At 71.9% G+C, this 23,999-nt stretch carries 22 protein-coding genes and 1 pseudogene; 12 read left to right on the forward strand and 11 right to left on the reverse strand.

Annotation, left to right across the window (positions count from 1 at the left end):
• Nucleotides 1–131: 131 nt before the first annotated feature.
• The 5 genes from WME76_RS31815 to WME76_RS31835 form a co-directional block, all read right to left on the reverse strand.
• On the reverse strand, nt 132–938 hold the full coding sequence (locus WME76_RS31815) for an ABC transporter permease (protein WP_437955999.1): 807 nt from the start codon (nt 936–938) through the stop codon (nt 132–134).
• Nucleotides 939–979: 41 nt separating this feature from the next.
• On the reverse strand, nt 980–1,798 hold the full coding sequence (locus WME76_RS31820) for an ABC transporter permease (RefSeq protein ID WP_437956000.1): 819 nt from the start codon (nt 1,796–1,798) through the stop codon (nt 980–982).
• On the reverse strand, nt 1,795–2,817 hold the full coding sequence (locus tag WME76_RS31825; RefSeq protein WP_437956001.1) for an ABC transporter ATP-binding protein: 1,023 nt from the start codon (nt 2,815–2,817) through the stop codon (nt 1,795–1,797). Before WME76_RS31825 ends, WME76_RS31820 begins: the two co-directional genes overlap by 4 nt.
• A gap of 74 nt (nt 2,818–2,891) precedes the next feature.
• Nucleotides 2,892–3,335: a hypothetical protein gene (locus tag WME76_RS31830; RefSeq protein WP_437956002.1), complete on the reverse strand. Its 444-nt coding sequence runs from the start codon at nt 3,333–3,335 to the stop codon at nt 2,892–2,894.
• A 10-nt stretch (nt 3,336–3,345) separates the two neighbouring features.
• Entirely contained in the window at nt 3,346–3,669 is a 324-nt protein-coding gene (locus tag WME76_RS31835) for a carboxymuconolactone decarboxylase family protein (RefSeq protein ID WP_437956003.1), read from the reverse strand.
• Nucleotides 3,670–3,929: 260 nt separating this feature from the next.
• On the opposite strand from WME76_RS31835, the gene WME76_RS31840 reads away from it, so the two are divergent.
• Nucleotides 3,930–4,922 carry a phosphotransferase family protein gene (locus tag WME76_RS31840; protein WP_437956004.1) on the forward strand — a complete coding sequence of 331 codons (993 nt, stop codon included), beginning with the start codon at nt 3,930–3,932 and terminating at the stop codon, nt 4,920–4,922.
• Nucleotides 4,923–4,966: 44 nt separating this feature from the next.
• A complete protein-coding gene (locus tag WME76_RS31845; protein WP_437956005.1) occupies nt 4,967–5,119 on the forward strand; it encodes a hypothetical protein in 153 nt (50 codons plus the stop codon).
• A gap of 81 nt (nt 5,120–5,200) precedes the next feature.
• Here WME76_RS31845 and WME76_RS31850 read toward each other — a convergent pair whose 3' ends face one another.
• Together WME76_RS31850 and WME76_RS31855 are read right to left on the reverse strand one after the other, a co-directional pair.
• Nucleotides 5,201–5,494, reverse strand: a complete 294-nt coding sequence (locus WME76_RS31850) for a hypothetical protein (protein ID WP_437956006.1) — start codon at nt 5,492–5,494, stop codon at nt 5,201–5,203.
• Between the two features lie 320 nt (nt 5,495–5,814).
• Nucleotides 5,815–7,212, reverse strand: coding sequence for an AAA family ATPase (locus WME76_RS31855; protein WP_437956007.1), 1,398 nt, complete (start codon nt 7,210–7,212; stop codon nt 5,815–5,817).
• A 218-nt stretch (nt 7,213–7,430) separates the two neighbouring features.
• Here WME76_RS31855 and WME76_RS31860 point away from each other — a divergent pair, with 218 nt between their 5' ends.
• The 4 genes from WME76_RS31860 to WME76_RS31875 all read left to right on the forward strand — a co-directional run bounded on the left by WME76_RS31860 (nt 7,431) and on the right by WME76_RS31875 (nt 11,589).
• A complete protein-coding gene (locus tag WME76_RS31860) occupies nt 7,431–8,252 on the forward strand; it encodes a Uma2 family endonuclease (RefSeq protein WP_437956008.1) in 822 nt (273 codons plus the stop codon).
• Between the two features lie 154 nt (nt 8,253–8,406).
• Nucleotides 8,407–9,192, forward strand: a complete 786-nt coding sequence (locus WME76_RS31865) for a Uma2 family endonuclease (protein ID WP_437956009.1) — start codon at nt 8,407–8,409, stop codon at nt 9,190–9,192.
• A 155-nt stretch (nt 9,193–9,347) separates the two neighbouring features.
• Nucleotides 9,348–10,181 carry a Uma2 family endonuclease gene (locus WME76_RS31870; RefSeq protein ID WP_437956010.1) on the forward strand — a complete coding sequence of 278 codons (834 nt, stop codon included), beginning with the start codon at nt 9,348–9,350 and terminating at the stop codon, nt 10,179–10,181.
• A gap of 271 nt (nt 10,182–10,452) precedes the next feature.
• Nucleotides 10,453–11,589: a formylglycine-generating enzyme family protein gene (locus tag WME76_RS31875; RefSeq protein ID WP_437962176.1), complete on the forward strand. Its 1,137-nt coding sequence runs from the start codon at nt 10,453–10,455 to the stop codon at nt 11,587–11,589.
• A gap of 201 nt (nt 11,590–11,790) precedes the next feature.
• Here WME76_RS31875 and WME76_RS31880 read toward each other — a convergent pair whose 3' ends face one another.
• Both WME76_RS31880 and WME76_RS31885 read right to left on the reverse strand, forming a co-directional pair.
• Complete coding sequence (locus tag WME76_RS31880) at nt 11,791–14,652, reverse strand: glycosyltransferase (RefSeq protein WP_437956011.1); 2,862 nt, start codon at nt 14,650–14,652, stop codon at nt 11,791–11,793.
• 20 nt (nt 14,653–14,672) lie between these two features.
• Complete coding sequence (locus WME76_RS31885; RefSeq protein ID WP_437956012.1) at nt 14,673–16,163, reverse strand: formylglycine-generating enzyme family protein; 1,491 nt, start codon at nt 16,161–16,163, stop codon at nt 14,673–14,675.
• Between the two features lie 313 nt (nt 16,164–16,476).
• Between WME76_RS31885 and WME76_RS31890 the strand changes: the two are divergent.
• The 3 genes and pseudogenes from WME76_RS31890 to WME76_RS31900 form a co-directional block, all read left to right on the forward strand.
• Nucleotides 16,477–16,800 (forward strand): annotated as a pseudogene (locus WME76_RS31890) (cytochrome P450); the annotation flags it as partial.
• Nucleotides 16,801–16,849: 49 nt separating this feature from the next.
• A complete protein-coding gene (locus WME76_RS31895; RefSeq protein WP_437962242.1) occupies nt 16,850–17,065 on the forward strand; it encodes a cytochrome P450 in 216 nt (71 codons plus the stop codon).
• Between the two features lie 155 nt (nt 17,066–17,220).
• Nucleotides 17,221–18,477 carry a hypothetical protein gene (locus WME76_RS31900; RefSeq protein WP_437962177.1) on the forward strand — a complete coding sequence of 419 codons (1,257 nt, stop codon included), beginning with the start codon at nt 17,221–17,223 and terminating at the stop codon, nt 18,475–18,477.
• Nucleotides 18,478–18,612: 135 nt separating this feature from the next.
• Here WME76_RS31900 and WME76_RS31905 read toward each other — a convergent pair whose 3' ends face one another.
• Entirely contained in the window at nt 18,613–19,419 is an 807-nt protein-coding gene (locus tag WME76_RS31905; protein WP_437956013.1) for a tetratricopeptide repeat protein, read from the reverse strand.
• Nucleotides 19,420–19,690: 271 nt separating this feature from the next.
• Between WME76_RS31905 and WME76_RS31910 the strand changes: the two genes are divergently transcribed.
• From WME76_RS31910 to WME76_RS31920, 3 genes are all read left to right on the forward strand, one after another.
• The gene (locus WME76_RS31910) at nt 19,691–21,028 is read left to right on the forward strand and encodes an STAS domain-containing protein (RefSeq protein ID WP_437956014.1); all 1,338 of its coding nucleotides are present in this window, start codon (nt 19,691–19,693) and stop codon (nt 21,026–21,028) included.
• A gap of 183 nt (nt 21,029–21,211) precedes the next feature.
• Nucleotides 21,212–22,735 carry a lamin tail domain-containing protein gene (locus WME76_RS31915; RefSeq protein ID WP_437956015.1) on the forward strand — a complete coding sequence of 508 codons (1,524 nt, stop codon included), beginning with the start codon at nt 21,212–21,214 and terminating at the stop codon, nt 22,733–22,735.
• 96 nt (nt 22,736–22,831) lie between these two features.
• Nucleotides 22,832–23,056: a hypothetical protein gene (locus WME76_RS31920; protein WP_437956016.1), complete on the forward strand. Its 225-nt coding sequence runs from the start codon at nt 22,832–22,834 to the stop codon at nt 23,054–23,056.
• Here WME76_RS31920 and pssA read toward each other — a convergent pair.
• A complete protein-coding gene (gene pssA, locus WME76_RS31925) occupies nt 23,053–23,937 on the reverse strand; it encodes a CDP-diacylglycerol--serine O-phosphatidyltransferase (protein ID WP_437956017.1) in 885 nt (294 codons plus the stop codon). The genes WME76_RS31920 and pssA overlap by 4 nt on opposite strands.
• Between the last annotated feature and the right edge of the window lie 62 nt (nt 23,938–23,999).

The raw sequence follows: 23,999 nt of genomic DNA on the forward strand, positions 1-23,999 counted from the left end.
GCCCACGGCGCTTCACGCTCGACCATGCCGATCACGCGATGTCGCGGCCACCGGCGCCCCTGGAGTCCGGATCGCGCCGAAGCGTCGCGAAGGTCCTCGGATGCCGTGTGCCTCGGAATCCCGCCCTCCGGCTATGACCCCGTGGACTGATACCGCCGCTCCCCGAAGCGCCAGACGCGCAGCGACACGAGCAGGAACGCCGCGCCCACGAGCGGCGACGCCCAGCGCGCAGCCTCGGGCAGCGCCGGTACCGTGGGCCGCTCCAGCAGCGCGCCCGCGGGGATGTAGCTCACGAACGCGAGCGGCACGATAAAGGTGAAGAACCGCCGGAACCAGTCGCGGTACAGGGTCAGCGGGTACTGCGCCGCTTCCGTGCCGCCGTACGTCACGGTGTTCATGATCTCGAGCGACTCGACCGTCCAGAAGCACAGCGTCGCCTGGAGCACGAGGAGCCCGTAGAACACGCACGCGCCGCCCGCGATCGCGCCGGCGAGCAGCGCCGCCTTGGCCGCCGTCCACCCGACGTCCAGCGCGCCGGCGGCCCACGCGAGCATGACGAGGCCGACGGCGAGCCGCCCGGCGCGCAGGAACTGGAACTCCCGCGTCGCCACCTGGAACGCCGTCGAGCGAGGGCGCAGCAGGAGCCGGTCGAAATCGCCCGACTTCACCGTGGTGGAGAAGGTGTCGAATCCGCGGCCGAACGACTCGGCGAGCGCAAAAGAGACGTTGACGAGGCCGAACAGGAGCGCGACCTCGGCGAAGCGCCACCCCCGGACCGCGCCGAAGCGGTCGAACAGCGCCCACACCCCGAGCAGCTCGATGCCCACCGTGATGAACTGGCCGACGGACCACATCGCGAACGACGCGCGATACTGCATCTGCGACCGCAGCGACGCGGCGGCGAGCCGTAGATAAAGCTGGATTGCGTCGCGCGACATCTCGTCAGTCTCTCGCCTCTTCCTCGTCTGCTCCCCGCCCCTCACCCGCCCTGCACCACGAGCCGCCGCAGGCCGCGCGCGACCATCGCGCGGCCGAGCGCCACGAACACCGCGGTCCACAGCGCCTGGTGCAGCAGCACGCCCGGCAGCGCCCCCGCGGGCAGGTGCCCGAGGTAGAGCCGGAACGGCGCGTCCATCATGCCGCGGAACGGCAGCGCGTCGAGCCACGGCTGCATCCACGACGGGAACAGCGGCAGCGGCACGACCATGCCGGAGCCGATCAGGACGACCGACGGCACGATCCGCGAGATGCCGTCGCCCGAGGTGGTCCACAGCATCGTCGACGTCACCGCCGTCGCGAACGCGCCGACCAGCGCCGCCGCGCCGGCCATCGCCGCCGCCCACGCGCCCGCCGCGGCGAGCGACGGCGGCAGCGACATGCCGAGCAGCGGCACGGCCACCGCGACCATCGGCGCCGCGCGCAGCGCCGTCGGCGCGAGGCGCGCGGCGAGCGCGCGGGTGAGCCACAGCGCATGAACGTCGAGCGGGCGCGCGAGCTCGTAGCCCACCGCGCCCGTGCGGATCAGCTCGCGCACCTCGGGATCGGGGTTCGTCGAGAACGGCATGAGCTGAAAGAACGCCTGCCCGAGCCACGTGTACGTGACCGCCTGCCCGAGCGCCATCGGCGGCGCGGCGGACGTGGGGCCCGCGGCGTTCGCGTAGAACGCCTCGAGCACCATCACCTTGATGAGCCCCCAGAACAGCTGCGTGCCGAACCCGGCGGCGGCCGCCGCGCGGTACTGCAAGAGCGCGCGGAACCGCGCGCGGAACACGGCGAGGTAAGCGCGGAGCGCGCTCACGGCCGCGCGCGCGCCTCGTCGCCGTCGCCGCCGCCCTCGCCGCCGCCCTCGCCGTAGAGCCGCGCCACGATCTCGTCGATCGGCGGGTTCTGCACGAGGAGGTCGCGCACAGGGTAGCGGGCCGTGACGCGCCCGACGAGCTCCGCCGTCGAGATCGCCGCCGGATCGAAGCGCAGCGTCACGCGGTCGCCCTCGCGGCGGATCACCTCGGCGTGCGGCTCGTCGATCGGCGCCGCGGGGTCGGTCAGGTCCACGATGAGCCAGCGCTCGGCGGTGACCTGCGCGCGGAGCGCCTCGAGCGAGCCGTCCGAGAGCACCCGGCCGCCGGCGATGAGGATGACGCGCGAGCACAGCGCCTCGATGTCGTCCATGTCGTGCGTCGTCAGGATCACCGTGACCCCGCGCTCGCGGTTGAGCCGCTGGATGAAGCGCCGCACCGCGAGCTTCGAGACGGCGTCGAGGCCGATCGTGGGCTCGTCGAGGAAGAGCAGCTCGGGCGCGTGGAGCAGCGCCGCCGCGAGATCGCAGCGCATCCGCTGGCCGAGGCTGAGCTGCCGCACGGGCGTGTCGAGCAGCGGCGCGAGGTCGAGCATCGCGACGAGCTCGTCGCGGGCGCGGGCGTGGTCTGCGGCGCCGACGCGGTAGATGTCGCGGAGCAGCTCGAACGAGTCGATCACGGGCAGGTCCCACAGGAGCTGGGTGCGCTGGCCGAACACGACCCCGAGCCGCCGCACGTGCGCGATGCGCTCGCGCCAGGGGACGCGGCCGTCCACCTCGCAGCGCCCCGAGTCCGGCACGAGGATGCCGGCGAGGATCTTCACCGTGGTCGACTTGCCGGCGCCGTTCGGCCCGATGTACCCGACGAGATCGCCTCGCTCGAGCGAGAACGAGACGCCCGCGAGCGCGTCCACGGCGCGGTAGCGCGGGCGCAGCAGCCCCGCGACGGCGCCCCACGCGCCCGGCCGGCGCTCGGCCACGCGGTACGCCTTGCGGAGATCCTCGACGACGATCAGCGGCATGGCAGCGGGCGCGCCACGGCGGGGCGCGGCGCGGGAGCATACAGGACCCGGGTCGGGCGGCCAGCCCGCGGTCATCAGTCCCGGATATAGACGCTGAGCCCCTCGAAGCTGGCCGAGTTGCTCCTGTCCGCGAGCCTCGCCACGACCCGGATCGCGTCGCTCCCGCCGGCGGGGACCGTCATCGAGCAGCTGCTGTTCATGTGGGTCGCGCCGGATCCGCACCCGGCGCCGCCTTCCAGCTCGAACCCGTCGCACGCCATCGCGCCGACAGGCGCGCCGCCGCGGAGCAGCGTCACCTCGATCCGCACGTGGTTTCCGCCGCTGTGCTCGTAGCGATCGGCGTGAACGGGGAACTCGAGCTCCTTTCCCGCCGGGAAGGAGATCGCCTTCTCGACGGGGACGTCGAGCCCCGGGAGATCGACCTGGCCCGCCGTCGGGCCCAGGCAGCTCAGGAGCACGCCGGTCCCGAGCGCCGCCACGACGGCGCGCGTCCGGCCGCGGTTCGCGGTGTTCCTCACGCGCCGCGCCTCACCCGCCGGACTCCTCGAGGACATCGCGCACCCAGGAATAGACGGCGACGGCGCCGGGCAGGCCGAGCGTCGCCGCCGAGAGGGCGACGACCTGCTCGATCTCCTCGGCCGATATCCCCATGGCCAGGGCCTTGCGCACGCTCGAGTGCACGGCCCCCTCGCGCATCGCGCCGCACGCGAGCGCGAGCTTCAGCAGGCGCACCGTCTTCTCGGGGAGCGGCCCCTCCGCGCCGGCCTCGCCGAGGAGCGCCCAGGCCTCGCCGAGCTTGGGGAAGCGGCGGATGAACTCCTTGTGGGTTTCCGGGGGGTCCGGCATCTGCATGGTGGAACGCTCCTCTCGGGAGAACGGGGGTGGTGTCGGGGAACGATGTCTCCCGCCGAGGATTATCCGACGCCTCGGGTCCTGCCACCAGATCTCCCCTCTTCCGCGGCCGTCGCCGGTCGAGAGCGCCACCCCTGAAGGCGAGTCGCTCGCATCGCTCTGGCTGAGTGCCTGCGGCTTCCGCCCCTGATCGCCAGCGCCGCGCGGGGCGACGCCGCGATGGCGGCCCCGGCGCGCGCGCGTTACCGTCTCCGCCGCCCATGCCGTCCGAGTCCAGCGCGCCCCCCGACGACCGCTCCCTGTTCCCGTCGTTCGACGGCCCGGCCGGATTCGACCGGATCCGCGCCGCCCTGGAGGCATTTCGCCCGGCGATCCTCGCGGTGTGCCAGCGCCACGGCCTGGCGACGGGCGGGCTCTCCGCGTTCGCGCACGGGACGAACGTGGTTGTCTCGAACGACGCGGGGCAGATCATCAAGCTGTTTCCGCCCTTCCTCCGGCACCAGTTCGAGGCCGAGCGCCTCTCGCTCGCGCGGTTCCATGGCAAGGTCCCCGCGACGACGCCGGAGCTCCTCCACGAAGCGGAGCTCGACGGGTGGCCCTATCTCGTGATGTCGCGCCTGCCCGGGCGCCCCCTGGAAGAGGTGTGGCCCGCGCTGAGCGGCGCGGAGCGGGTCGAGGCGCTGGCGCGCATCGGCGAGATCATGAGGGCCGCCCACGCGCTGCCCACCGACGGACTGGAGAGCATCGACCTCGGCTGGGACACGTTCGTGGAGCGCCAGATCGCCGGATGCGAGAGCCGGCACCGGCGGATGGGCTTGCCTGGACATCTCGTCTCGCAGATCCCGTCGTACCTCGAGTCCGCGCGCGGTCTCCTGCCTGGAGCCGTGGTCCCGGTCCTCTTGACCGGGGAGTACACGCCGGAGAACCTCCTCGTGACCCGGACGGGCGAGAGGTGGAGCGTCACCGGCATGCTCGACTTCGCGGACGCGTGCCTCGGGCCGCGCGAGTACGACCAGCTGGGCCCGTGCCTCTTCCTCGCCGCGGGCAACGCGGACCTCCAGCGCGCCTTTCTGTGCTCCTACGGATACCCGCTCACGGACCTCACCCCGTCGCTGAGCCACAAGCTGATGGCGCTCTCGCTCCTGCACCGGTACAGCAACCTCCGGTTCCAGCTCAGGATGGCTGGCTGGGAGTCCGAGGTCTCGTCCCTCGCCGAGCTGGAACAGAGGGTCTGGCCGTTCTCGGCCCGCTGATCTCCGCACGAAGCATCGCTCCTGGTGGCGCTGTCGATGAATGGATGTGGGGCGGGGACTCCCCCTCGCCGGGCAGCAGCAGCAGCGGTGGGACGACGAGCGGGGGTGACGGCAGCGCGGGAGCTACCGGCGACGGAGTCGAATTCAGCCTGGAGACGTCGCTGAAGTTCACGAACTGCGATCCGATCATCTACTGAGCGAGCGGCGGCGCCGGCTGCCCAGCAATGGCGGGCTCGACCGTGGCGGTGTGCGCGGTCGGGCATTCCCCGTGAAAGCCCTCAAGCACAGAAATAGTGTAGCTCGCGCGTCCCTCCGGCGCGGCAGCGAACGACCGGCAGATCCTGCATGCCGCCGGGATAGGGCTCGTATGGGCACTTGGGTCGTCGGGAGCTGCTCTTCGGCTCGGGCAATTTCGGCGCGAAGATGATGCCCCGATAACGGATCTCGGGGCCTTCCCGGACGACCTCGTCGATCTGGTGGTGAGCCGCCATCCGGACGATGTGCTCGGCGAGGATCCTTCCGTTCTCGATCTGCTGCCTGGAGCGTCGATCCTGCCGGACTTCAGCTCGCACAGGAATACGTACACAGGGTTTCCTGCCTCTTCGCGGTGCTGGTAGAAGATGATGTAGTCGCAGATCGAGTGGATCCCGGACCGCGCCACGAAGAGCGGGAAGATGCGGTCACCTACCGAGAACGTGCGCGGGCAGTCGGTTCGCTCGCAGGCGGCCGGGGGTTGCGCGTCGAGCTTGAGCACCACCGCCGGACCGCGCTTCTGGAGGACGATCGGCTCGCAGGTGCTCAGGACATGACTCTCCTCGAGCCGGATGGCGCCGTGAACCTTGAACTCATCGCGTAGAATGGCATTGACGGCCTGAAGGAGCGTGGACATGCGTCACTCGAAGAGCTCGGCGAACAGGCGCTGGGTGACGCTGTTCACCTTGACGATCTCGTCCTCGATCGTCTTGACGTCAAAGCCCGTCTCGTTGACCTCGATCGGACGCGCGGTGCCGTCCTGGAAGAGGTAAACACCAACTCGCTCGGGATGGATGAGACAGGCTGAGTCATAGCCGAGCTCCTCGGCTAAGCGATGCGTCTTCTCCGAGGGAGTTCCCAGCATGATCAGATGGTTGAGCTCCCGGATGATGTAATCGCTGTGGGTGCTCATCATGACCTTGAAGCCCCGGTTTACTGCCTTCGCGAGGACGCGCGCGATCTTGCGCTGGTTGTCAGGGTGGAGGTTGAGCTCGGGCTCGTCGATGATCAGGAGCTCGCTGCCTCGCGCGAGGTGGCGGAAGTAGAAGACGAGGCTCGCCAGGGATTTCACGACGGAGGCGGTGAGATGAATGGCGAGGTGCTGACCGCTGGCCTGGTGAGGCGCAAATGTGAGCTCCCCGTGCTCCGAGACGCGCACCACGCCGCCGAGGATGGCCGACTCGATCTCGCTCGCGAGATCCGCGTGCTTGCTCTCCTTCTTCGCAAGGTTGGCCATGTCGTTCGCGACGAGCAGGCTGTGCTGAATGGGCCACGGGTACCGACCAGCCCGTCGCAAGACAGTGCCGAACGCGTCAGCGGCGCCCCTGTCGTCGCTCTCCTCGAGGACCTCGTTGACGAGCTCCATCCTCTTCAAGGCGAGCTCCTTCGCGAAGATGTTGACCGCGATACGCTCCGCAGGAAACACATCGCAACCCATTGTGAACCATGTCATCTGCGATCCGAGAAGGCGGCCCGCCACCGCCGGCAACGATGCCTGAAGCTCGGAGGGAACACCGTCCCACCCAATGTCGTTCGAATGGGATCCGTCGGCAGCTCGCCCGAGGATGCGGATAGCCGCTCTCGCGGGCGGACGAGCAAGCAATGAAACACTCAAGTCATCGGTCAAACGGATGGTCGGGCCGGAAACTTTCGCTCCGAACTTGCGCGCAATCTCCTCCAGTGGGAACAGCCGCTCGGAGAGCCACGCGGTATCGTCGACGCGAAGATCGATCTTTGCGCGATCGAAGGAATGAGCCGGCGCCGCGAAGCAGCTACGCAGGTTGCCCTGGAAAGCCCGGGCGACGTCCGAGAGACATTCGCCCCAAAGTGGCGTGAGGTCGACCTCGGCCCCCGCCGCCGCCAGGAGCTTCTTGCCGATGCCCTCCAGCCCCTTCGGAGGCGTGCGCAGGAGACCGTACACACTCCACGCGAAGTACGTCTTTCCCGTGTTGTTCGGCCCCGTGAGGACGAGCAAGTCCTTGGACAGGTCCACCTCTGCCGCGCGCAGCGGTCCCAGGTTCTCGACACGGAAGCGCATGGTTTCAACCGCAAGCTACTCCCCTGCCCGCGCCAGGAGCAAGCTCTTCGCGCCGTCTCCCCAGGCGCTCCTGTGATCGGTCGCCACGCGCGGTCTGCGGCCATGGATCAGGCTCGCGGTGGCGCTTCAGCACCCTGCTGTGCATGTAGCGCGACCGCGAGGAACAACCCCAGACGGACGCCGGGCCCTGCCCGGAATAGATCCACATGAGATACTCGATGACCGCTCCTCCCCGTCACCCCGTGACCGCCGACCAGCTTCGCCCGGGAGATCCTTACGAGCTGTCGGAAGGCCGCCTGGTCGAGTGCCTGCCCAGCGGTCGCCGCGGCGGCCCGCGCAACGGCACCGGCTTCGGCGTGCTCGACACCGATCCGCTCGCCGAGGCCGCCGCGGTCGATCTCGGTGTCTCACCCCGGCCGGAGATGCTGCACGCGCCCGACATCGCGGTCGGCCCCATCCCGGACGAGCCCGGCTGGGCCACCGAGGCGCCGCCGCTCGCCGTCGAGTACGCCGACACCGGCCAGGACGAGGCGGAGCTGCACAGCAAGATCGACGAGCTGCTGGCGGCCGGCACGCGCTGGATCTGGGTGGTGCGCCTTCAGGGCGCACGGCGCGTCGAGGTCTACGAGGCCTCGAGCTCGGCCATGGAGAAGGCGCCGGTTCGCAGGGCACAGGCGAGCGCTGGCGCGCCGAAGACCCGGCGCCTTCCGGCGCGCGCGGCCTATCCGGGCGAGGCGCTGATCGCGCCGGGGGTGCTGAAGAACCCGGTGCTGGTCGAGGCCCTCTATGACCGCGAGGCCGCGCATGAGGCGACCCTGCGCAACCTGCTCCAGCGCAGGGGCTATGAAGACATCGAGGCGGTCCGGGAAGAGGGCAGGAACGAGGGGCACACGCGAGGCTTGCGAACCGCGGTGCGGGATCTCTGCGAGGTGCTCGGCATCGCCCTGTCGCTCGAGCGCGAGGCGGCCCTCGACGCCATGACGGGACCGGAGCTCTCTGCCCTGCGCGAGCAGCTCAAGCGCCAACGACGATGGCCATGACCATGTAACGGCGCGCTGCTGTACGGCGTCCGTCCACGGAAGCGGACAGCCAGGCGTCCGGCCACGCACAGCCAGACGTCTGGCCACGCCAGCGCGCACACGTCTCCTGATGGACGCGGGCCCCTGCCCGGAATAGATCCACATGAGATACTCGATGACCGCTCCTCCCCGTCACCCCGTGACCGCCGACCAGCTTCGCCCGGGAGATCCTTACGAGCTGTCGGAAGGCCGCCTGGTCGAGTGCCTGCCCAGCGGTCGCCGCGGCGGCCCGCGCAACGGCACCGGCTTCGGCGTGCTCGACACCGATCCGCTCGCCGAGGCCGCCGCGGTCGATCTCGGTGTCTCACCCCGGCCGGAGATGCTGCACGCGCCCGACATCGCGGTCGGCCCCATCCCGGACGAGCCCGGCTGGGCCACCGAGGCGCCGCCGCTCGCGGTCGAGTACGCCGACACCGGCCAGGACGAGGCGGAGCTGCACAGCAAGATCGACGAGCTGCTGGCGGCCGGCACGCGCTGGATCTGGGTGGTGCGCCTTCAGGGCGCACGGCGCGTCGAGGTCTACGAGGCCTCGAGCTCAGCCAGGCAGAAGGCGGGCGGCGCGCAGAAGACCCGGCGCCTGCCCGCGCGCGTGGCCTATCCGGGCGAGGCGCTGGTCGCCCCGGAGGTGCTGAAGAACCCGGTGCTGGTCAAGGCCCTCTATGACCGTGAGGCCGCGCACGAGGCGACCCTGCGCAACCTCCTCCAGCGCAGGGGCTATGAAGACATCGAGGCGGTCCGGGAAGAGGGGCACACCCAGGGACTGCGAACCGCGGTGAGGGACCTGTGCGAGGTGCTCGGCATCGCCCTGTCACCGGAGCGCGAGGCGGCCCTCGAGGCCATGACGGGACCGGAGCTCTCCTCCCTGCGCGAGCAGCTCAAGCGCCAACGACGCTGGCCCTGACCATGTAAGCGCGCGTCCGCGGTGTGATGTCCGTCCATGGGTGCGGACAGCCAGACGTCCGGCCACGCACAGCCAGACGTCTGGCCACGCCAGCTCTCACACGTCTCCTGATGGACGCCGTGCCCTGCCCGGAATAGATCCACATGAGATACTCGATGACCGCTCCTCCCCGTCACCCCGTGACCGCCGACCAGCTTCGCCCGGGAGATCCCTACGAGCTGTCGGAAGGCCGCCTGGTCGAATGCCTGCCCAGCGGTCGCCGCGGCGGCCCGCGCAACGGCACCGGCTTCGGCGTGCTCGACACCGATCCGCTCGCCGAGGCCGCCGCGGTCGATCTCGGTGTCTCACCCCGGCCGGAGATGCTGCGCGCGCCCGACATCGCGGTCGGCCCCATCCCGGACGAGCCCGGCTGGGCCACCGAGGCGCCGCCGCTCGCCGTCGAGTACGCCGACACCGGCCAGGACGAGGCCGAGCTGCACAGCAAGATCGACGAGCTGCTGGCGGCCGGCACGCGCTGGATCTGGGTGGTCCGCCTTCAGGGCGAGCGGCGCGTCGAGGTCTATGATGCCTCGAGCGCGGTCACGCAGAACGCGCCGGAGCGCAGGGCGCGAGCGCGCGCAGGCGCGCCGAAGCCCCGGCGCCAGCCGGCGCGCCTTGCCTTGCCGGGCGAGGCGCTGGTCGCGCCGGGGGTGCTGAAGAACCCGGTGCCGGTCGAGGCCCTCTACGACCGAGAGGCCGCCCACGAGGCCACCCTGCGCAACCTGCTCCAGCGCAGGGGATACGAAGACATCGAGGCGGTCCGGGAAGAAGGCCGAAAAGAGGGCAAGAACGAGGGGCACACCCAGGGACTGAGAACCGCGGTGAGGGACCTGTGCGAGGTGCTCGGCATCACCCTGTCACCGGTGCACGAGGCGACCATCGACGCAATGGCCGGACCGGAGCTCTCCGCCCTGCGCGAGCAGCTCAAGCGCGAACGACGCTGGCCTTGACCACGTAAATGCGTGGCCGCCGCGGCATCGCGGCAAGCCACGCGTGCAGGCCTCGACGAAGTGTCCGGTGCTCCCCTGCCCCTGGCTCGGAGCGCACGTCGCCATGCGCTTCTTTCGAGGCGCAAGGAGCACCGACAGTCCGTCCCGCGTCATGGCAAAGCGGGCTCGCGTGGAGTCCGACGCCGCGCCCGCGCCGCGCCCGCGCCGCGCCTTGACGCGCCGTTCGCGTCGCAAGATGCTCCGCGTCATGGGCGGCAAGGGACGGTCTGCGATGGTGTGGCTCTGGGCCGCGATTGCGGCTTCCTGCGGAGGCTGCGCGCAGATCCTCGGCGCGGACTGGTCCAGCTATTCGCACGGCGAGGGAGCCGGTGGCGCAGGCGGCACGGAGTGCTCTGCCGACGAGGCGACGTGCTCGCACAACACGCCGCAACGCTGCGTCGATGGCCGGTGGGAGGACGCGCCGCCGTGTCCCGCGGCAGCCCCCGTGTGCGATGGAGGGAAGTGCACCACGCCTCCGAGCTGTGTCGGGCTGGCCGCGACGTGCGGCCCGACCGGCAAGGAGAGCTGCTGCGCGACCAGGGCGGTGCCCGGCGGGAGCTTCCTGCGTCAGACCGACGACGGCACGGACCATCCGGCGACGGTCAGCGCGTTCTTGCTGGACCGGTTCGAGGTGACGTTCGGGCGATTCCGCAAGTTCGTGGAGGCGTATCCGGGGAGCCTGCCCGCCGTGGGCGCGGGAGCGCACCCCGGGATCCCTGGGAGCGGGTGGGGTGAGACATGGAGCATCGAAGACGCCGAGCTGCCTGAGGACGCGACGCGTCTGAGCAGCCACCTGCATTGCGATGCGGACTTCGATCTATGGACGGATGAGCCCGGCGACCATGAGCAGCTGCCGATGCTCTGCGTGAGCTGGTACCTGGCGTCCGCGTTCTGCGCGTGGGACGGGGGCCGGTTGCCGACGGAGGCGGAGTGGTACTTCGCGGCGGCAGGCGGAGACGAGCAGCGGACGTTTCCCTGGTCGGATCCGGCAGACTCGACCGAGATCGATGAAGACCATGCGGTCTTTGACTGCAGAGGTGACAGGGCTGGTGAGAGCCGATGCGAGTTGAGCGATGTCCAGCCAGTCGGGTCGCGGTCCAGACAGGGAGACGGGAGGTGGGGGCACGCGGATCTGGCCGGGAGCCTGTGGGAGTGGGTCCTGGACTGGCGTGGGGACTACCCCGAACCATGCGATGATTGTGCTAACATGGAGGAGACCCCTGTCGGGGAGGAAGGGGAATCCCAACGGGTGATCCGGGGCGGGGGCTTTCAGAAGGAAGAGTTGTTCCTGCGCTCTTCCCACCGCAACTCCTACCCCCCATCGGTCCGCTACAGCCACGTCGGGGTCAGGTGCGCGAGGACGCCGTAGTCATGAGCCGATGCGGTCGCGCTGAACGGCGCTGTTGAAGCGGACTTCGCCGCGCCTGCCGGCTGGTGTGTCGTCAGGCCTGGGCCACCAGCGGCTCTGAGATGGGGTATCCGGGCCACGGCCAGACGTCTGGCCACGCACAGCCAGACGTCTGGCTACGCCAGCTCTCACGCAACCCCCCTCTTCCCAACGCGCTTCCCCTCACCTCCCCCACCGTTCCCGCCCGCCCAGGCACACGCCCGCGTAGTCGGCGACCATCCTCTCCAGCGAGAACCGCTCCCGCGCGCGCTCCCACCCCGCCGCCCCCATGCGCGCCCGCCGCGCCGGGTCTCCCGCCAGCTCCACCAGCGCCGCCGCGAACGCCTCGGCGTCGCCCGGCGGCACCAGCCGCCCCGTCACGCCGTCGTCCACCTGCTCGGACATGCCGCCGACCGCGGTGGCCACCACCGGCAGCCCCTCGGCCATCGCCTCCAGCGACGCGTTCGGGCACCCCGCGGGCTCGGCGATCAGCGCGAACACGTCGAGCTCGCGCAGGAAGCCGCGCGCGTCGTCGAGCTCGCCGACCCACTCGACCGAGAGCCCCGCCGCCATCCGCCGCAGCGCCTCGGCGTGCGCCTCCGCGCCGCGCTCGACGCCGCCCGCGATGCGCAGCACGTGCGGCGGCAGCCGCGGCGCCGAGAGGCGCAGCGCCGCGAGGAGCTCGTCGAGCTTCTTGTGCGGGTGGATCCGCGCCGCCGTCCCGATCACGAGCCGCGCGCGCTCGCCCCCGGACGCGCGCGGGCCCGGCGCCGCGGGCGGGCGCGACGGGCGCGACGGGCGCGGACCCAGCGCCACGCCGTTCGGCACCACGTGCGCCGACGCCCCGAGCACCTCGGCGGCGAGCGCCGCCTCGGCCTCGTACTTCACGATCACCCCGGCCAGGCGCGCGCCGTAGTCGCGCGGCGTCCGGTACGGCAACCCGCGGCGCGGCGACGCGAAATACCGGCGCAACGAGGCGAAGTACATCTCGCCCGGGCTGATGTCGAAGAGCGGCACGTCGAGCAGCCCGTCGGAGAGGAGCACCTTGTGCTCGGCGATGACGTTCCACATCAGCACCGCCTCGGGCGGGTCCTCCTCGATCGCGCGCAGCAGGCGCTCCACCGCCTCGGCCGGCTCGATGTCGGCCGGCGGCGGCACCGCCAGCACCGGGATGCCGGCCGCCACGAGCGCCCGCCGCCCCGGCGTCGGGTACTCCGGCTGCTCCTCGATCACGGCCGCCCGGCCGCGCACGCCCGCCGCCCCGAGGCCGAGCAGCAGCCGGCGCGCGCTCGACTGCGCCCCGCCGGTCGAGAAGTTGTTGGTCACGAGGAGCAGCCCGTCCCCCCGGCGCGGACCGCGGTTCCGCGCGATCGCCCGCGGATAGAGCCGCGCATAGCCCTCGACCATCCGCGCCACGCTGAAGTGCCGCGCCACCACCTCCCGACCGCCCGCAGGCGCCGGGCGACCGCGCGCCGCCGACGCGATCGCCTCGGCGAACCGCTCCGGCGCGGCGTCGAGCGGCAGGTGGACCAGCGCCGGGGTCTCCGCGGCGATCTCCGCCGTGCCGCCGGCGCCGGTCGCGACGACCGGGAGGCCGGCGGCGAGCGCCTCCAGGTGCGCGAGGCTCAGCCCCTCGTGGGCGCTCGGCGACACGAGCACGTCCGCCGCCGCGAGCAGGCCCGCGACGTCGGCGACCGCCCCCGCGAAGCGCACCTCGGCGCGCAGGCCGAGCCGGTCGACCTCGCGCCGGATCTCCGCCTCCGCGGCGAGCGCCTGCTCGCTGCGCGGCGAGGCGCTCCCGGCGATCACGAGCCGCGCCGCCCGCAGATCGCCGGCCTCCACGAGCGCCGCCCGCATCGCCGCGAGGATCGCCGGCAAGAGGTGCAGCCGCTTCTGCGGCCGCGGGTTCGCCACGGCGAGCAGGACGAGGTCGTCCGGCGCGATCTCGAGGCGCCGCCGCCATGCGGCCGCCTCCGCCGGCGCGGCCGCGCGCGCCTCCGCCTCCGCGGCCGCAAGGTCGATCCCGTTCCAGACCGTGCGCGCCGGAACGGGCAGCGCGCACGCCGCGAGCTCCGCCTCGACCGCGCGCGCGCACGCCACGAGCAGCGCCGCGTCGTCCGCGCCGAGGCGGCAGAGCCCCGCCGGCCAGCCCGCGGCCACGTTGTGCACCGTGACCAGCGGCCGGAACCCGCGCGCGGAGAGGCGCGCGAGGTCCTCGGCGTCGAGCAGGTGCGCGTGCGCGAGATCCGCGCCCCACGCCGCGAGCGCGCGGGCGAGCGCGTCGAAGCGCTGCTCGCGATCGCCCGGCACCTCCGACAGGTCGAGCGCCCCCGGCGGCGCGGCGAACGTCGGGCGCGTCGGCCGGTAGACCGCGAGGACGCGCGAGCGCACGCCGCGGCGCGGCAGCCCGGTCGCGAGGTCGATCGCGATCCGCTCGGCGCCTCCCTGCTGCAGGCTGGTCACGACCTGCGCGACCCGCAGCGCCGCGTCGTCGCACACGTCGAGCGGCGCGTGCCGGACCACGCGCGCGCGCCGCCCCGCGAGCTCGCCCTGGAGGGCCGCGTCGAGCGCCTCGCCCGCGCGGAGGCGCGCCGCGACGCCCGCGGCGAGCGGCGCGTCGAGGTACACGCTCGCCGCCCGGGGCAGCCCCGGAGCGCGGCGCGCGCGCGCGGCGCGGCTCAGCTCCCCGCCCGTCGCCCGCAGCAGCTCGGCCCACGCCGCGGCCTCGGCGTCCGCGCCGGAGGGCGTGGAGACCGCGCCGACGTCGGGCGGCGTCATGACCGCGCCGAACGCGCAGAGCGGCAGCCCGGTGTCGCTCGGCGGCGGGAACGGGCCCCACTCGAGCGCCGCGGACGGGGCCGGCCACGCGCCCCCGCGCACGAGCCACACAGGCCCCGCCGCGAGCGCCTCCGCCGCGGCCGCGAGCGACGCCGCCGTGAGGTCGACCGGCGCGAGCCCGGCGAGCCGGAGCGCGCGCAGCGTGCGGCCGGCGCGGGCGCGGTGCGCGGGCGCCTCGGCGAAGACGGCGCAGATCGGAGGGCGCATGCGGGACCGACCGGCGCCGCTCAGTAGGCCGAGGGATAGCCGCGGAACGGCGCGACGACGGCCACGTCCGGCGCGCTCGAGATGCGGTCCCGCGAGCGATAGCCCCCGCCGGCGCGGTGCGGCGCGGCGACAGGCGCCGCGATCCCGCGCCCCACGCCGGGCGCGGCGGCCCACGCGGCCGCGCCGAGCTGCTCCAGCTCGACGGACGAGGGGACGCCGCCCGTGTAGACGAACTGCCCGCGCGGGCTCGGCTCGATCGGCACCGACGCGCGCCGCATCGCGCCCTTCACGAGGCAGCGGTAGTGCAGCGTCGACCCGTGCAGGTGCGGCGGGGCGCTCAGCCAGAAGCCGTCGCCCTGCGGCCGGAACGTCACGCCCGGCGGCGCGCCGGCCACGGGTCTTCCGCGGACCGCGCGGCGCACGATCAGGCCGATGAGGCCGATCACGGCGCTCGCCAGGACGAGGCCCCCGCCCGCGAACGCCACGAGGGTCCCTGTCGACGCGGTCGACGCGGTCGACCAGAAACTCGACGGCGCCTTGCGCGTGGCGCCCGCCTGGAGCGGCGCCGGCGCGCCCGGCGCGGGCGCCGCCGCGGCGGGCGCGCTCGCCTCCAGCGCGGCGACCACGCGGAAGCCGTTGTCCGCGTTGCGGCTGCCCGGGTCGTTGCGGTACCGCGCCGCGGCGCGCAGGTGCTTCGCGTCCTTGAGCCACGACCCGCCGCGCAGCACGCGCCGGGGCTTGTCGCCGGCAGGCGCCGCCGTCTGCTCGGGGTCGACCGCGGGGCCGGGCGCATAGGGACCGTACCAGTCGCGACACCACTCGTGGACATTGCCGCTCATGTCGTGCAGGCCGAAGGCGTTCGGCCGCCTCTGCCCGACAGGCCTCGTGCCGCTCCCCGCGTTGCCCTTGAACCACCCGATGAGGGCGGCCGCGTTGTCGTCGTCCCCCGCGTAGAACCGCGTCTGCGTCCCCGCGCGGCCCGCGTACTCCCATTGCGCCTCGGTCGGCAGATCGAAGGCGCGGCCGGTCCTCCGCGTCAGCCAGCGGGCGAACTCGCCCGCGTCCTTGAAGGTCACCAGCGTCACCGGGTGCTGGTCGGTCTGCGGGAAGCCGGGAGTCCTCCAGGTGAACTCCTTGCGCTGCGACAGGCCCTTGCCGTCGAAGCCGAACCCGCCGGAGGCGCCCACCTCGGCCTCGGTGCGGTAGCCGGTCTCCTGGGCGAAGCGCGAGAACTGCCCGACCGTGACCGGAAACTTCCCCAGGTAGAAGCCGCGGCTGAGCGTCACGTCGCGGGGCGCCTCGTCCTCGCCGCGGCCCGCCTCCTGGGGCGGCGAGCCCTGGCGAAAGCGGCCCGCCTTCACCAGGACGAGCTCGAGCTGCGCGCCCCCGAGGTCGACCGCGATGGCGGGCGCCGGATCGGCAGCCTGCGCAGCGGCCGGAGCCAGGAGAACAGCGGCCGTCGCAACGACGAGGGCGGAAGAGCGGCGGCGGGTGTGGGCGCGTGGCTGCACCGTCCCAGGCTACCAGAGCGCGCGGCCGGCGGGAGCTCGAAGCGATCGCCGCGAGCTACCTTCTTCGGGGCGCGCAAGGCCACGTTACGATAAACAAAGCATCTTTGCAGTTCTTTACCCGGCACATCGGTCGTTCGAGTCCGGCTCGAAACACGGCATCGCGACGCCGGTTCGATCGAGTCTTCCGAGAAGCGCGCGGGCTCGATTTACGGCGAACGGACGTACGCATTGTCCGACGAGGCGTTCGACGTGCTGTCGAGAGCGGACGGGTGGCTGGTCTTCCGGCGCGAGGACGTCGTTTCCTTGCTGCGCGATGGCCGCTTCACGACCGATCGGGCAGCGTGGGAATCCTCCAGGAACGACGCCCTCCTCTCCCTGGAACAGCAAGCTCGATCGGCTGAGCCCGCACAGCCCCTTCTCGCTTCCCCGACAGGAGGAGCGCAGGAAGAAACCGCTCGAGGGCGACGTACTCACCCAGGTGGTCCAGGCCGAGGAGCAGGGCGACCGGCTGAGCAAGGACGAGCTGGCCGCGCTGGTCGCCGCGGCGCTTGTGGGAGGCACGGAGACCACGGTCCACCTCATCTGCTTTGCGACGCACGACCTGCTCCGGTCACCCGAGGCGATCGCCGAGGTCAGGCGCGAGCCCGAGCTCGTCAAGGGCGTCATCGAGGAGACGCTCTGTCACGATGATCTCGAGCGCCGACGCGGGCATTGCCTTCGGGGGCGGTGCCCACTATTGCATCGGGGTGGCGCTGGCTCGCCTGGAGGGGCGGATCGCCATCGAAACGCTCCTCGACCGCTTTCCCGACATGGAGCTCGTGGGTTCTGCGTTGTTCGCTTCGCACCCCTCGATCCGGAAGATGACGTCACCCCCCGTCCGCCTGCGCCCCCTCACCGGATGAGGCGGCCGCGGACTCGTCGGCGCGAGCCAGCCGGCGTTCACCGTTTTCCCTGGGCGGGCGCGACGTCGCCGCCATACCCCGGGAGCCACGCGCGCGCGCTCGAATCACCGGCGCGCGCGCACGATGTGAGATCAACACACAGCAGGGATCGACGCATGCGTACAACCACCTCTTCACTCATCGCCCTCCTCGGCGCCGCCGCGCTCATCGGCTGTTCTTCCTCGGGCAACGGCCCTGAGGAGCCGGGGGACACGCTGCTGGAGCCGCCGGCCCAGGGCACCGGCGTCCAGTACCGGATGGTCTCGACGATCGAGCCGGCGCAGGAGATCGAGCGCTGCCAGCTCTTCGTGGCGCCGCCGGAGGGGCTCAACATCAACCGGGAAGAGGTGCGGTTCTCGGGCGGGAGCCACCACGTCCTCCTGTACGCGACGCCGTACACCGAGATGCCGACCGAGACGATCCGCGGCCAGAAGCTCGACCCGAGCCAGGTCCACGACTGCAACGACGGTCCCCAGGGCGACTGGGCTGTCACCGGCGTGATCGCCGGCGCCCAGTCCTCCGACGGCAAGTCGTTCCTCGGCGGTATGCCGGACGGGGTGGCGCTCAAGGTCAAGCCGGGCACGGTGCTCCTGATGAACACCCACTACCTGAACTCGTCGGCCGAGCCGATCGAGACCGACGCCCGGATCAACCTCTTCACGATCCCGGATGAGGAGGTGACGATCGAGGCGGGCATGCTGTTCCATTACAACCCGTTCATCAGCGTGCCCGCGCACGGCGAGTCGTCGGCGCGGATGCGGTGCACCACCGACAACGACATCTCGATCGTGCGGATCCAGTCGCACATGCACCGCCGCGGGGTCGGCTACGCCGCCCACAAGGTCGACGCCGAGGGCAACATGACGGAGCTCTACGCCCACGACCGGTGGGAGGATGTCCCGACGCAGGAGTTCAAGCCGGTCCTCGAGCTCAAGGCGGGCGAGGCCCTGGACTACCGCTGTGATTTCAAGAACACCGAGGCTCGAGACATCGCCCAGGGCCTGACCACCCGGGACGAGATGTGCATGCTGATCGGGCCGTATTTCCCGCGGTCCGAGGCCTACGAGAACTGCGCGAACGAGCAGAACTTCTTCGTCCCGACGTGGTTCGGCTCCGGCAAGTCCACGTGCGCCGAGGCGTTCTCGTGCATCAACAGCGCGGCGCCCGGGGACGATGCCGCGTTCTACGGCTGCGTGGTGAACAGCTGCGAGAGCGTCGGGCCTCAGCTCTCGGCGGCGCTCACTTGCCAGATCAACGGGGCCTACGGCGCGTGCGACGAGGCCTGCGGCCAGGGCGGCGAGGCGTGCAACACCTGCATCGTCACGGAGTGCGCCGCGGAGATGGACGCCTGCGAGGTCGCGACGTGCGACTGACCTCCTCCCGGTGAGCGGCGCCGCGGGGCGGGTCTCCTCCGCCCCGCGGCTCTCCGCCCCGCGCCCCGCGGCTCTCCGCCCCGCGCCCCTCCTCCGCCCCGCTCCGGCCGCGTCAGCGGGCCGCGAGCGCCCGCATCAGAACTCCCCCCGGAGCTCGACTCTCCCGAGGCCCACCCCGGCGCTCCAGACCGCGCCGCGCCGCGCTTGCGGCGCCGCGCCCGCGGCGTCGGGCGCGCCGTCGCCGCCCGGGCGCACCACGAGCAGCACGACGCCCGCCGCGGCCGAGGCGGCGCCCACGATGAAGCCCACGGTCGACACGTGGCCCAGCGTGGTCGCGGTGTCGGCGTCGCCCTTCAGCTCGGCCGGGCAGCGCTGGCCCTCGCACTGCGCCTTGATGTCCGACACCTTGGACAGCGACACGATGCCCGTCGCGGCGCCGACGCCGAGCCCCACCGCCCCGAGCCCGAACGCGATGCCCGCGGGCAGCAACGAGCCGCCGCCGCCCTCGGCGCGCGGCGGCGCTGGCGCCGGCGCAGGCGCGGGCGGCTTCAGCGCCTCGCGCACGCCGGCGAGCTCGGTCTCGGCGTCCTTCCGCGCCTCGAGGAACGCCGGCGGCGGGTCCTCCGGGAGCCGCTCGTCGAGCACCTGCTCGTACAGGGCGCGCGCGCCCTCCAGGTTCCCCAGCTTGCGCTGGCACCGCGCCATGTAGAGCACGAGCGTCGGCGCGTGGTAGAGCCGGTCCGCCTCCTGGAAGGCGTCGAACGCCTCCTGCCAGCGGTCCGCGCCGTAGAGCTTGAGCCCCTCGTGCGCCCTGGTCCGGGCGAGCTGCTGCGCGTCGGCCGAGGCGCCCGCGGACGGCGGCTCCGCCGCGAGCGCCGGCGCCGCGGCCAGCAACGTCACCACGAGCGCGCACCGGCGAAGACAGTTCGAGAGCATCATCATCCTTCTCATCGGCGAGGGTCGACACACGGGCCGACACGCTGTGTCGACACATTACGGCGAACCGCGCGCCACCGTCCAGCGGCGCCACGGGCGCCCGCGGCGTCGGCCGCGTCGCCGCGCGGGGCGCGAGCGCGGAGCGCGGAGCGCGGGGCGCGAGCGGACCTCCGCCAAGATCGTCTCACGGAAACGGATTGGATACATTGCACATGGTACTTGCTCCGTCATGACCGGTCTCCTCAAACGCTCCGAGGAAGCAGCGACGAGAGCTCGATTGAGGCTCGACAACGTCTTGACCGATGACCGGTCGCTCGTGGAGCTCCTCCGGATCGTCACCGTCGACGTGCACGAGGCGGCCAGCGTCGAGGAGGCGTTGCATCGCACCATCGCGCACATCTGCGGCCACCTGGGCTGGCCCGTTGGGCACGCGTACGTGCCGGCCACGGACGACCCCTCTCTGCTCCTGCCCACGGCGCTCTGGTACATCCACGATGAGGTGAAGTTCGCGACCTTCAAGGCGGTCACGGAGGCGACGCAGTTCACCTCCGGGGTCGGGCTGCCCGGGCGGGTGCTCGCCAGCAAGCAGCCGGCGTGGGTCCGAAACGTCACGGACGACGCCAATTTCCCGCGCGCCAGGCTCGCGAAGAACCTGGGGGTCAAGGCGGGGTTCGCGTTCCCGGTGATGGTGGGCGCCGACGTGGTGGCGGTGCTGGAGTTCTTCTCCGACGCCGAGCACGGGGATGACGGGACGTTCACGAGGACGATCGGCCGGATCGCGCGGCAGCTCGGCCGGCTGTTCGAGCGCAAGCACGCGCAGGAGATGCTGAGCCGGGAGCGGGACTTCCTGGCGGGCGTCATGGACCTCGTGGACGGCCTCATCGTGGTGCTCGACGCGCGCGGGCGCATCGTGCGGACGAACAGCGCCGCCGAGCGGGCGCTGGGCGCCGGGCGCGGGCTGCTGGAGCCGCGGTTCCTCTGGGATCTCACGCCCGATCCGGCGGCGTCGGCGCAGCTCAGGGGCCTCTTCGAGGAGCTCGGCGCGGGCGCGTCGAAGAAGCAGGTGGAGGTCCCGTGGACGGCGCGGGACGGCGACCGCCGGGTGACGGCCTGGTCCGGCGCCGTGCTGCGCGGCAAGGACGAGGGGGCCCGGTTCATCATCATGACCGGCATCGACATGACCGAGCGCAGGCGCGCCGAGGAGGAGCGCGCGCGGCTTCGAGAGGAGGTGATCCAGGCCCAGGACGCGGCGCTGGCGAGGCTCTCCATGCCGCTCATCCCTCTCAGCGACGACGTGGTGGTCTTGCCGCTCATCGGCCCGCTCGACGCGCAGCGCGCGCGCCGCGTGATCGAGGTGCTGTCGCGCGGCATCGCGGAACGCCGCACGCGGACCGCCCTCCTCGACCTGACCGGCGTGGGCGACCTCGATCCGGGGGCGGTGGACGCCCTGCTCGAGGTGGTGCGGGTCGCGGGCCTGCTCGGCGCGCGGGTGGTCCTGACGGGGATCCGCCCCGAGGTCGCGGGCCGCCTCGCCGCGAGCGGCGCCGACATCGGCCGGCTCGCGGTGAAGAGCTCCCTGCAGAGCGGGATCGCGTTCGCGCTCGGTGGCCGCTGAGCGGCCGAGTCGGGGAGGACGCTGACGCCGGGTCCGTCCAGGGGGACCGAGCCCGGGGCGGCTGTCGCTCGTTCGCCACCGGAACCGCATCATCACTGCATCGAACAGGGGCGATCATGTTCCCGCTGTGTCTCTGTTTCGTGATGTAATGAGAGGATCCCGAGAAAGGTCCGGTGCAACGATATGCGATCGACGTCGTCCATTTCGGAGCGGTGCGCGTGGGTTCGTCTTCCGTTGCTCGTGTCAGCGCTCGCCCTGGCCGCATGCGCGGCCGAGCCGCTGCACGGGGAGGAGATAGGCCCGGAGGCGGCCGTCCTGGCCGAGGGCAGCGAAGCGCTCTCGACGCGGGTCCGGCTCATGGCCGCGAACCTCACGAGCGGCACGAACCAGAGCTACGATCCCGGGCACGGCAGGCGCATCATGGAGGGGGTCAAGCCCGATATCGTGCTGCTGCAAGAGTTCAACTACGGCAGCAACACGCCCTCCGCCATTGGTGCCTTCGTGGATGACGCGTTCGGCGCGGGGTTCAGCTATTACCGCGAGGGAGGGGCGCAGATCCCGAACGGGATCGTGAGCCGGTGGCCGATCGTCGCGTCCGGCGAGTGGGACGACGCGTCGGTGAGCAACCGGGATTTCGCCTGGGCGCGGATCGACATCCCCGGTCCGGTCGACCTCTGGGCGGTCAGCGTCCATTTTCTCACGGCGAGCGCGAGCGCGCGCAACACGGAGGCGAACGCCCTCGTGTCGTTCATCGAGTCGACCGTCCCTGACGGCGATTATCTGGTCATCGGCGGCGACTTCAACACGGGATCCAGGACCGAGGCGTGCGTCTCGACGTTGAGGGATGTCGTCGTCGCGCAGGAGCCCTACCCCGCGGACGCGGGTGGGAACAAGAACACGAACGCCGGCAGGACCAAGCCGTACGACTGGGTGCTCGTCGACAGCGATCTCGAGCCGCACGAGGTCGCCGTCACGATCGGCGGGAGCAGCTTCGCGAGCGGGCTCGTGGTGGACACGCGCGTCTACTCGCCGCTCTCCGAGATCAGCCCTGCGCTCTCGGCGGACAGCGGCGCGTCCAACATGCAGCACATGGGCGTGGTGCGGGACTTCATGATCCCCGACGGGGGCAGCAGCAGCAGCAGCAGCAGCAGCAGCAGCAGCAGCGGCGGCAGCGGCGGCGGCGGCGGCAGCGGCAGCGGCGGCAGCGGCGGCGGCGGCGGGGCCGGGGGTGGCGGCACGGGCACCGCCACGGTGATCATCAATGAGGTCCTCGCGAACGAGCCGGGCAGCAACCCGGACGGCGAGTTCGTCGAGATCGTCAATATTGGCACGGGCACGGCCTCGCTTGGAGGGTGGACGCTCTCCGACGTCACGGGGACGCGCCACACCTTCCCGAGCGGCGTGTCGCTCGCGCCCTCCACGGCCATCGTCGTGTACGGCAACGCCTCCGCCGTGCCGATCGGCAGCGGGGCCGCCGGGGCGTCCACGGGAGCGCTGGGCCTCGGCAACAGCGGAGACACCCTCACGCTGCGGAACGGGCTCGGGGCGACCGTCGATAGCGTGACGTACTCGTCCGCGCTCGCGGGCCAGGACGGCGTGTCGATGAACCGCAGCCCCGATGCTACGGCGGGAGCGACGTTCGTGCTGCACAACGCGCTCGGCGGGAGCTCGTCGCCCGGCAAGCGCACGGACGGGCTGCCGTTCTAGCGAGCGTCCGATAGCGACCTTCCTCGACATCATGTCTCGGACTTCCGTCGTCGCGAGAGCTCAGCAGCTCATGTGTCGCGGGCGGAAGCTCTTGACGTGAGCTTCCTGTTCAGGGAAGCGCAGCGTCTCGACGGCCACGCCCTCCTCTCCATGGTTCATGAGAGAATGAACCACAGAGGCACAGAGGGCACAGAGGAGAGAGAGAGAGAGCGCGCGAGAACTTACACACCCAATATTCTGTCATTCTTCTTCTCTTCCTCTGTGCCCTCTGTGCCTCTGTGGTTCAAATTCTTCTTCATCATGGGCCTCGGCAAAACCTAGGCGCCGCGCCGCCTCGCCGTGAGGCGCCAGAGCGACTCGGCCACGCCGAGCAGGACATAGGCGCCGATCAGCCCCACGACGACGAACCCCGGCGCCCATCGGGCCGAGACGAGCGCGCTCGATCCCAGGGCGAACGCCAGCAACAGCGCGGTGCGGGGTTCGAAGCGAAGATCCTTGAACGACCTGAACCGGATCGTCGACACCATGAGGAGCGAGACCAGGAGCGTCGCCGCAAACACCCCCGGCGCCGCCCCGGCGCCGCCGAGCTGTCCGCCCGCGGCGCCCTCCGTCATCACGATCGCGACAAGGAGCCCGGCCGCGCCCGTGACCGGGAGACCCACGATGTACTTCGGTGGCGGCGCGGCTCCGCCCGCGTCCCGGGTCGCGAGCACGTTGAAGCGGGCGAGCCGGATCGCGCCGCACGCCGTGAACACGAACGCGCCCGTCACGCCGACAGGACCGAGGCGATGCAGCGACCCCTGGTACACGAGCACGGCCGGGGCCACGCCGAACGAGACGAGATCGGCCAGCGAGTCGAGCTGGAGCCCGAACGCGCTCTGGGTACGCGTCATCCGCGCGACGCGGCCATCGAGCGTGTCGAAGAGCATCGCGAACAGGATGAGGAGCGCCGCGCGCCGAAAATCCTCGTCCGATCGCGCCGAGGCCGAGCGCCGTACCGCGTCGAAGCCGCAGAAGACAGACGACAGCGTGATCAGGTTGGGAAGCAGATACAGCATCCTCCTCGACACGAGCCCCCGCCGCTCGCGCGCCGCCGCCTCGCCGCGCGGCCCCTCGAGGCGCGCCTCGGGGCCCCGCCCCGACCTCGCAGGGCGCCACGCCTCGACGCCGCCGTCCCACGCTGATGGATGATGTTCTGACATGGTGGCGATCCCGCGGGACATCGCCGCCGCGCGGCGCCGGGCCGGCGGCCCGACGAGCACGC

Source organism: Sorangium sp. So ce119, assembly GCF_051524405.1.
In the GTDB taxonomy this organism is placed as follows: Bacteria; Myxococcota_A; Polyangia; order Polyangiales; family Polyangiaceae; genus Sorangium; species Sorangium cellulosum_G.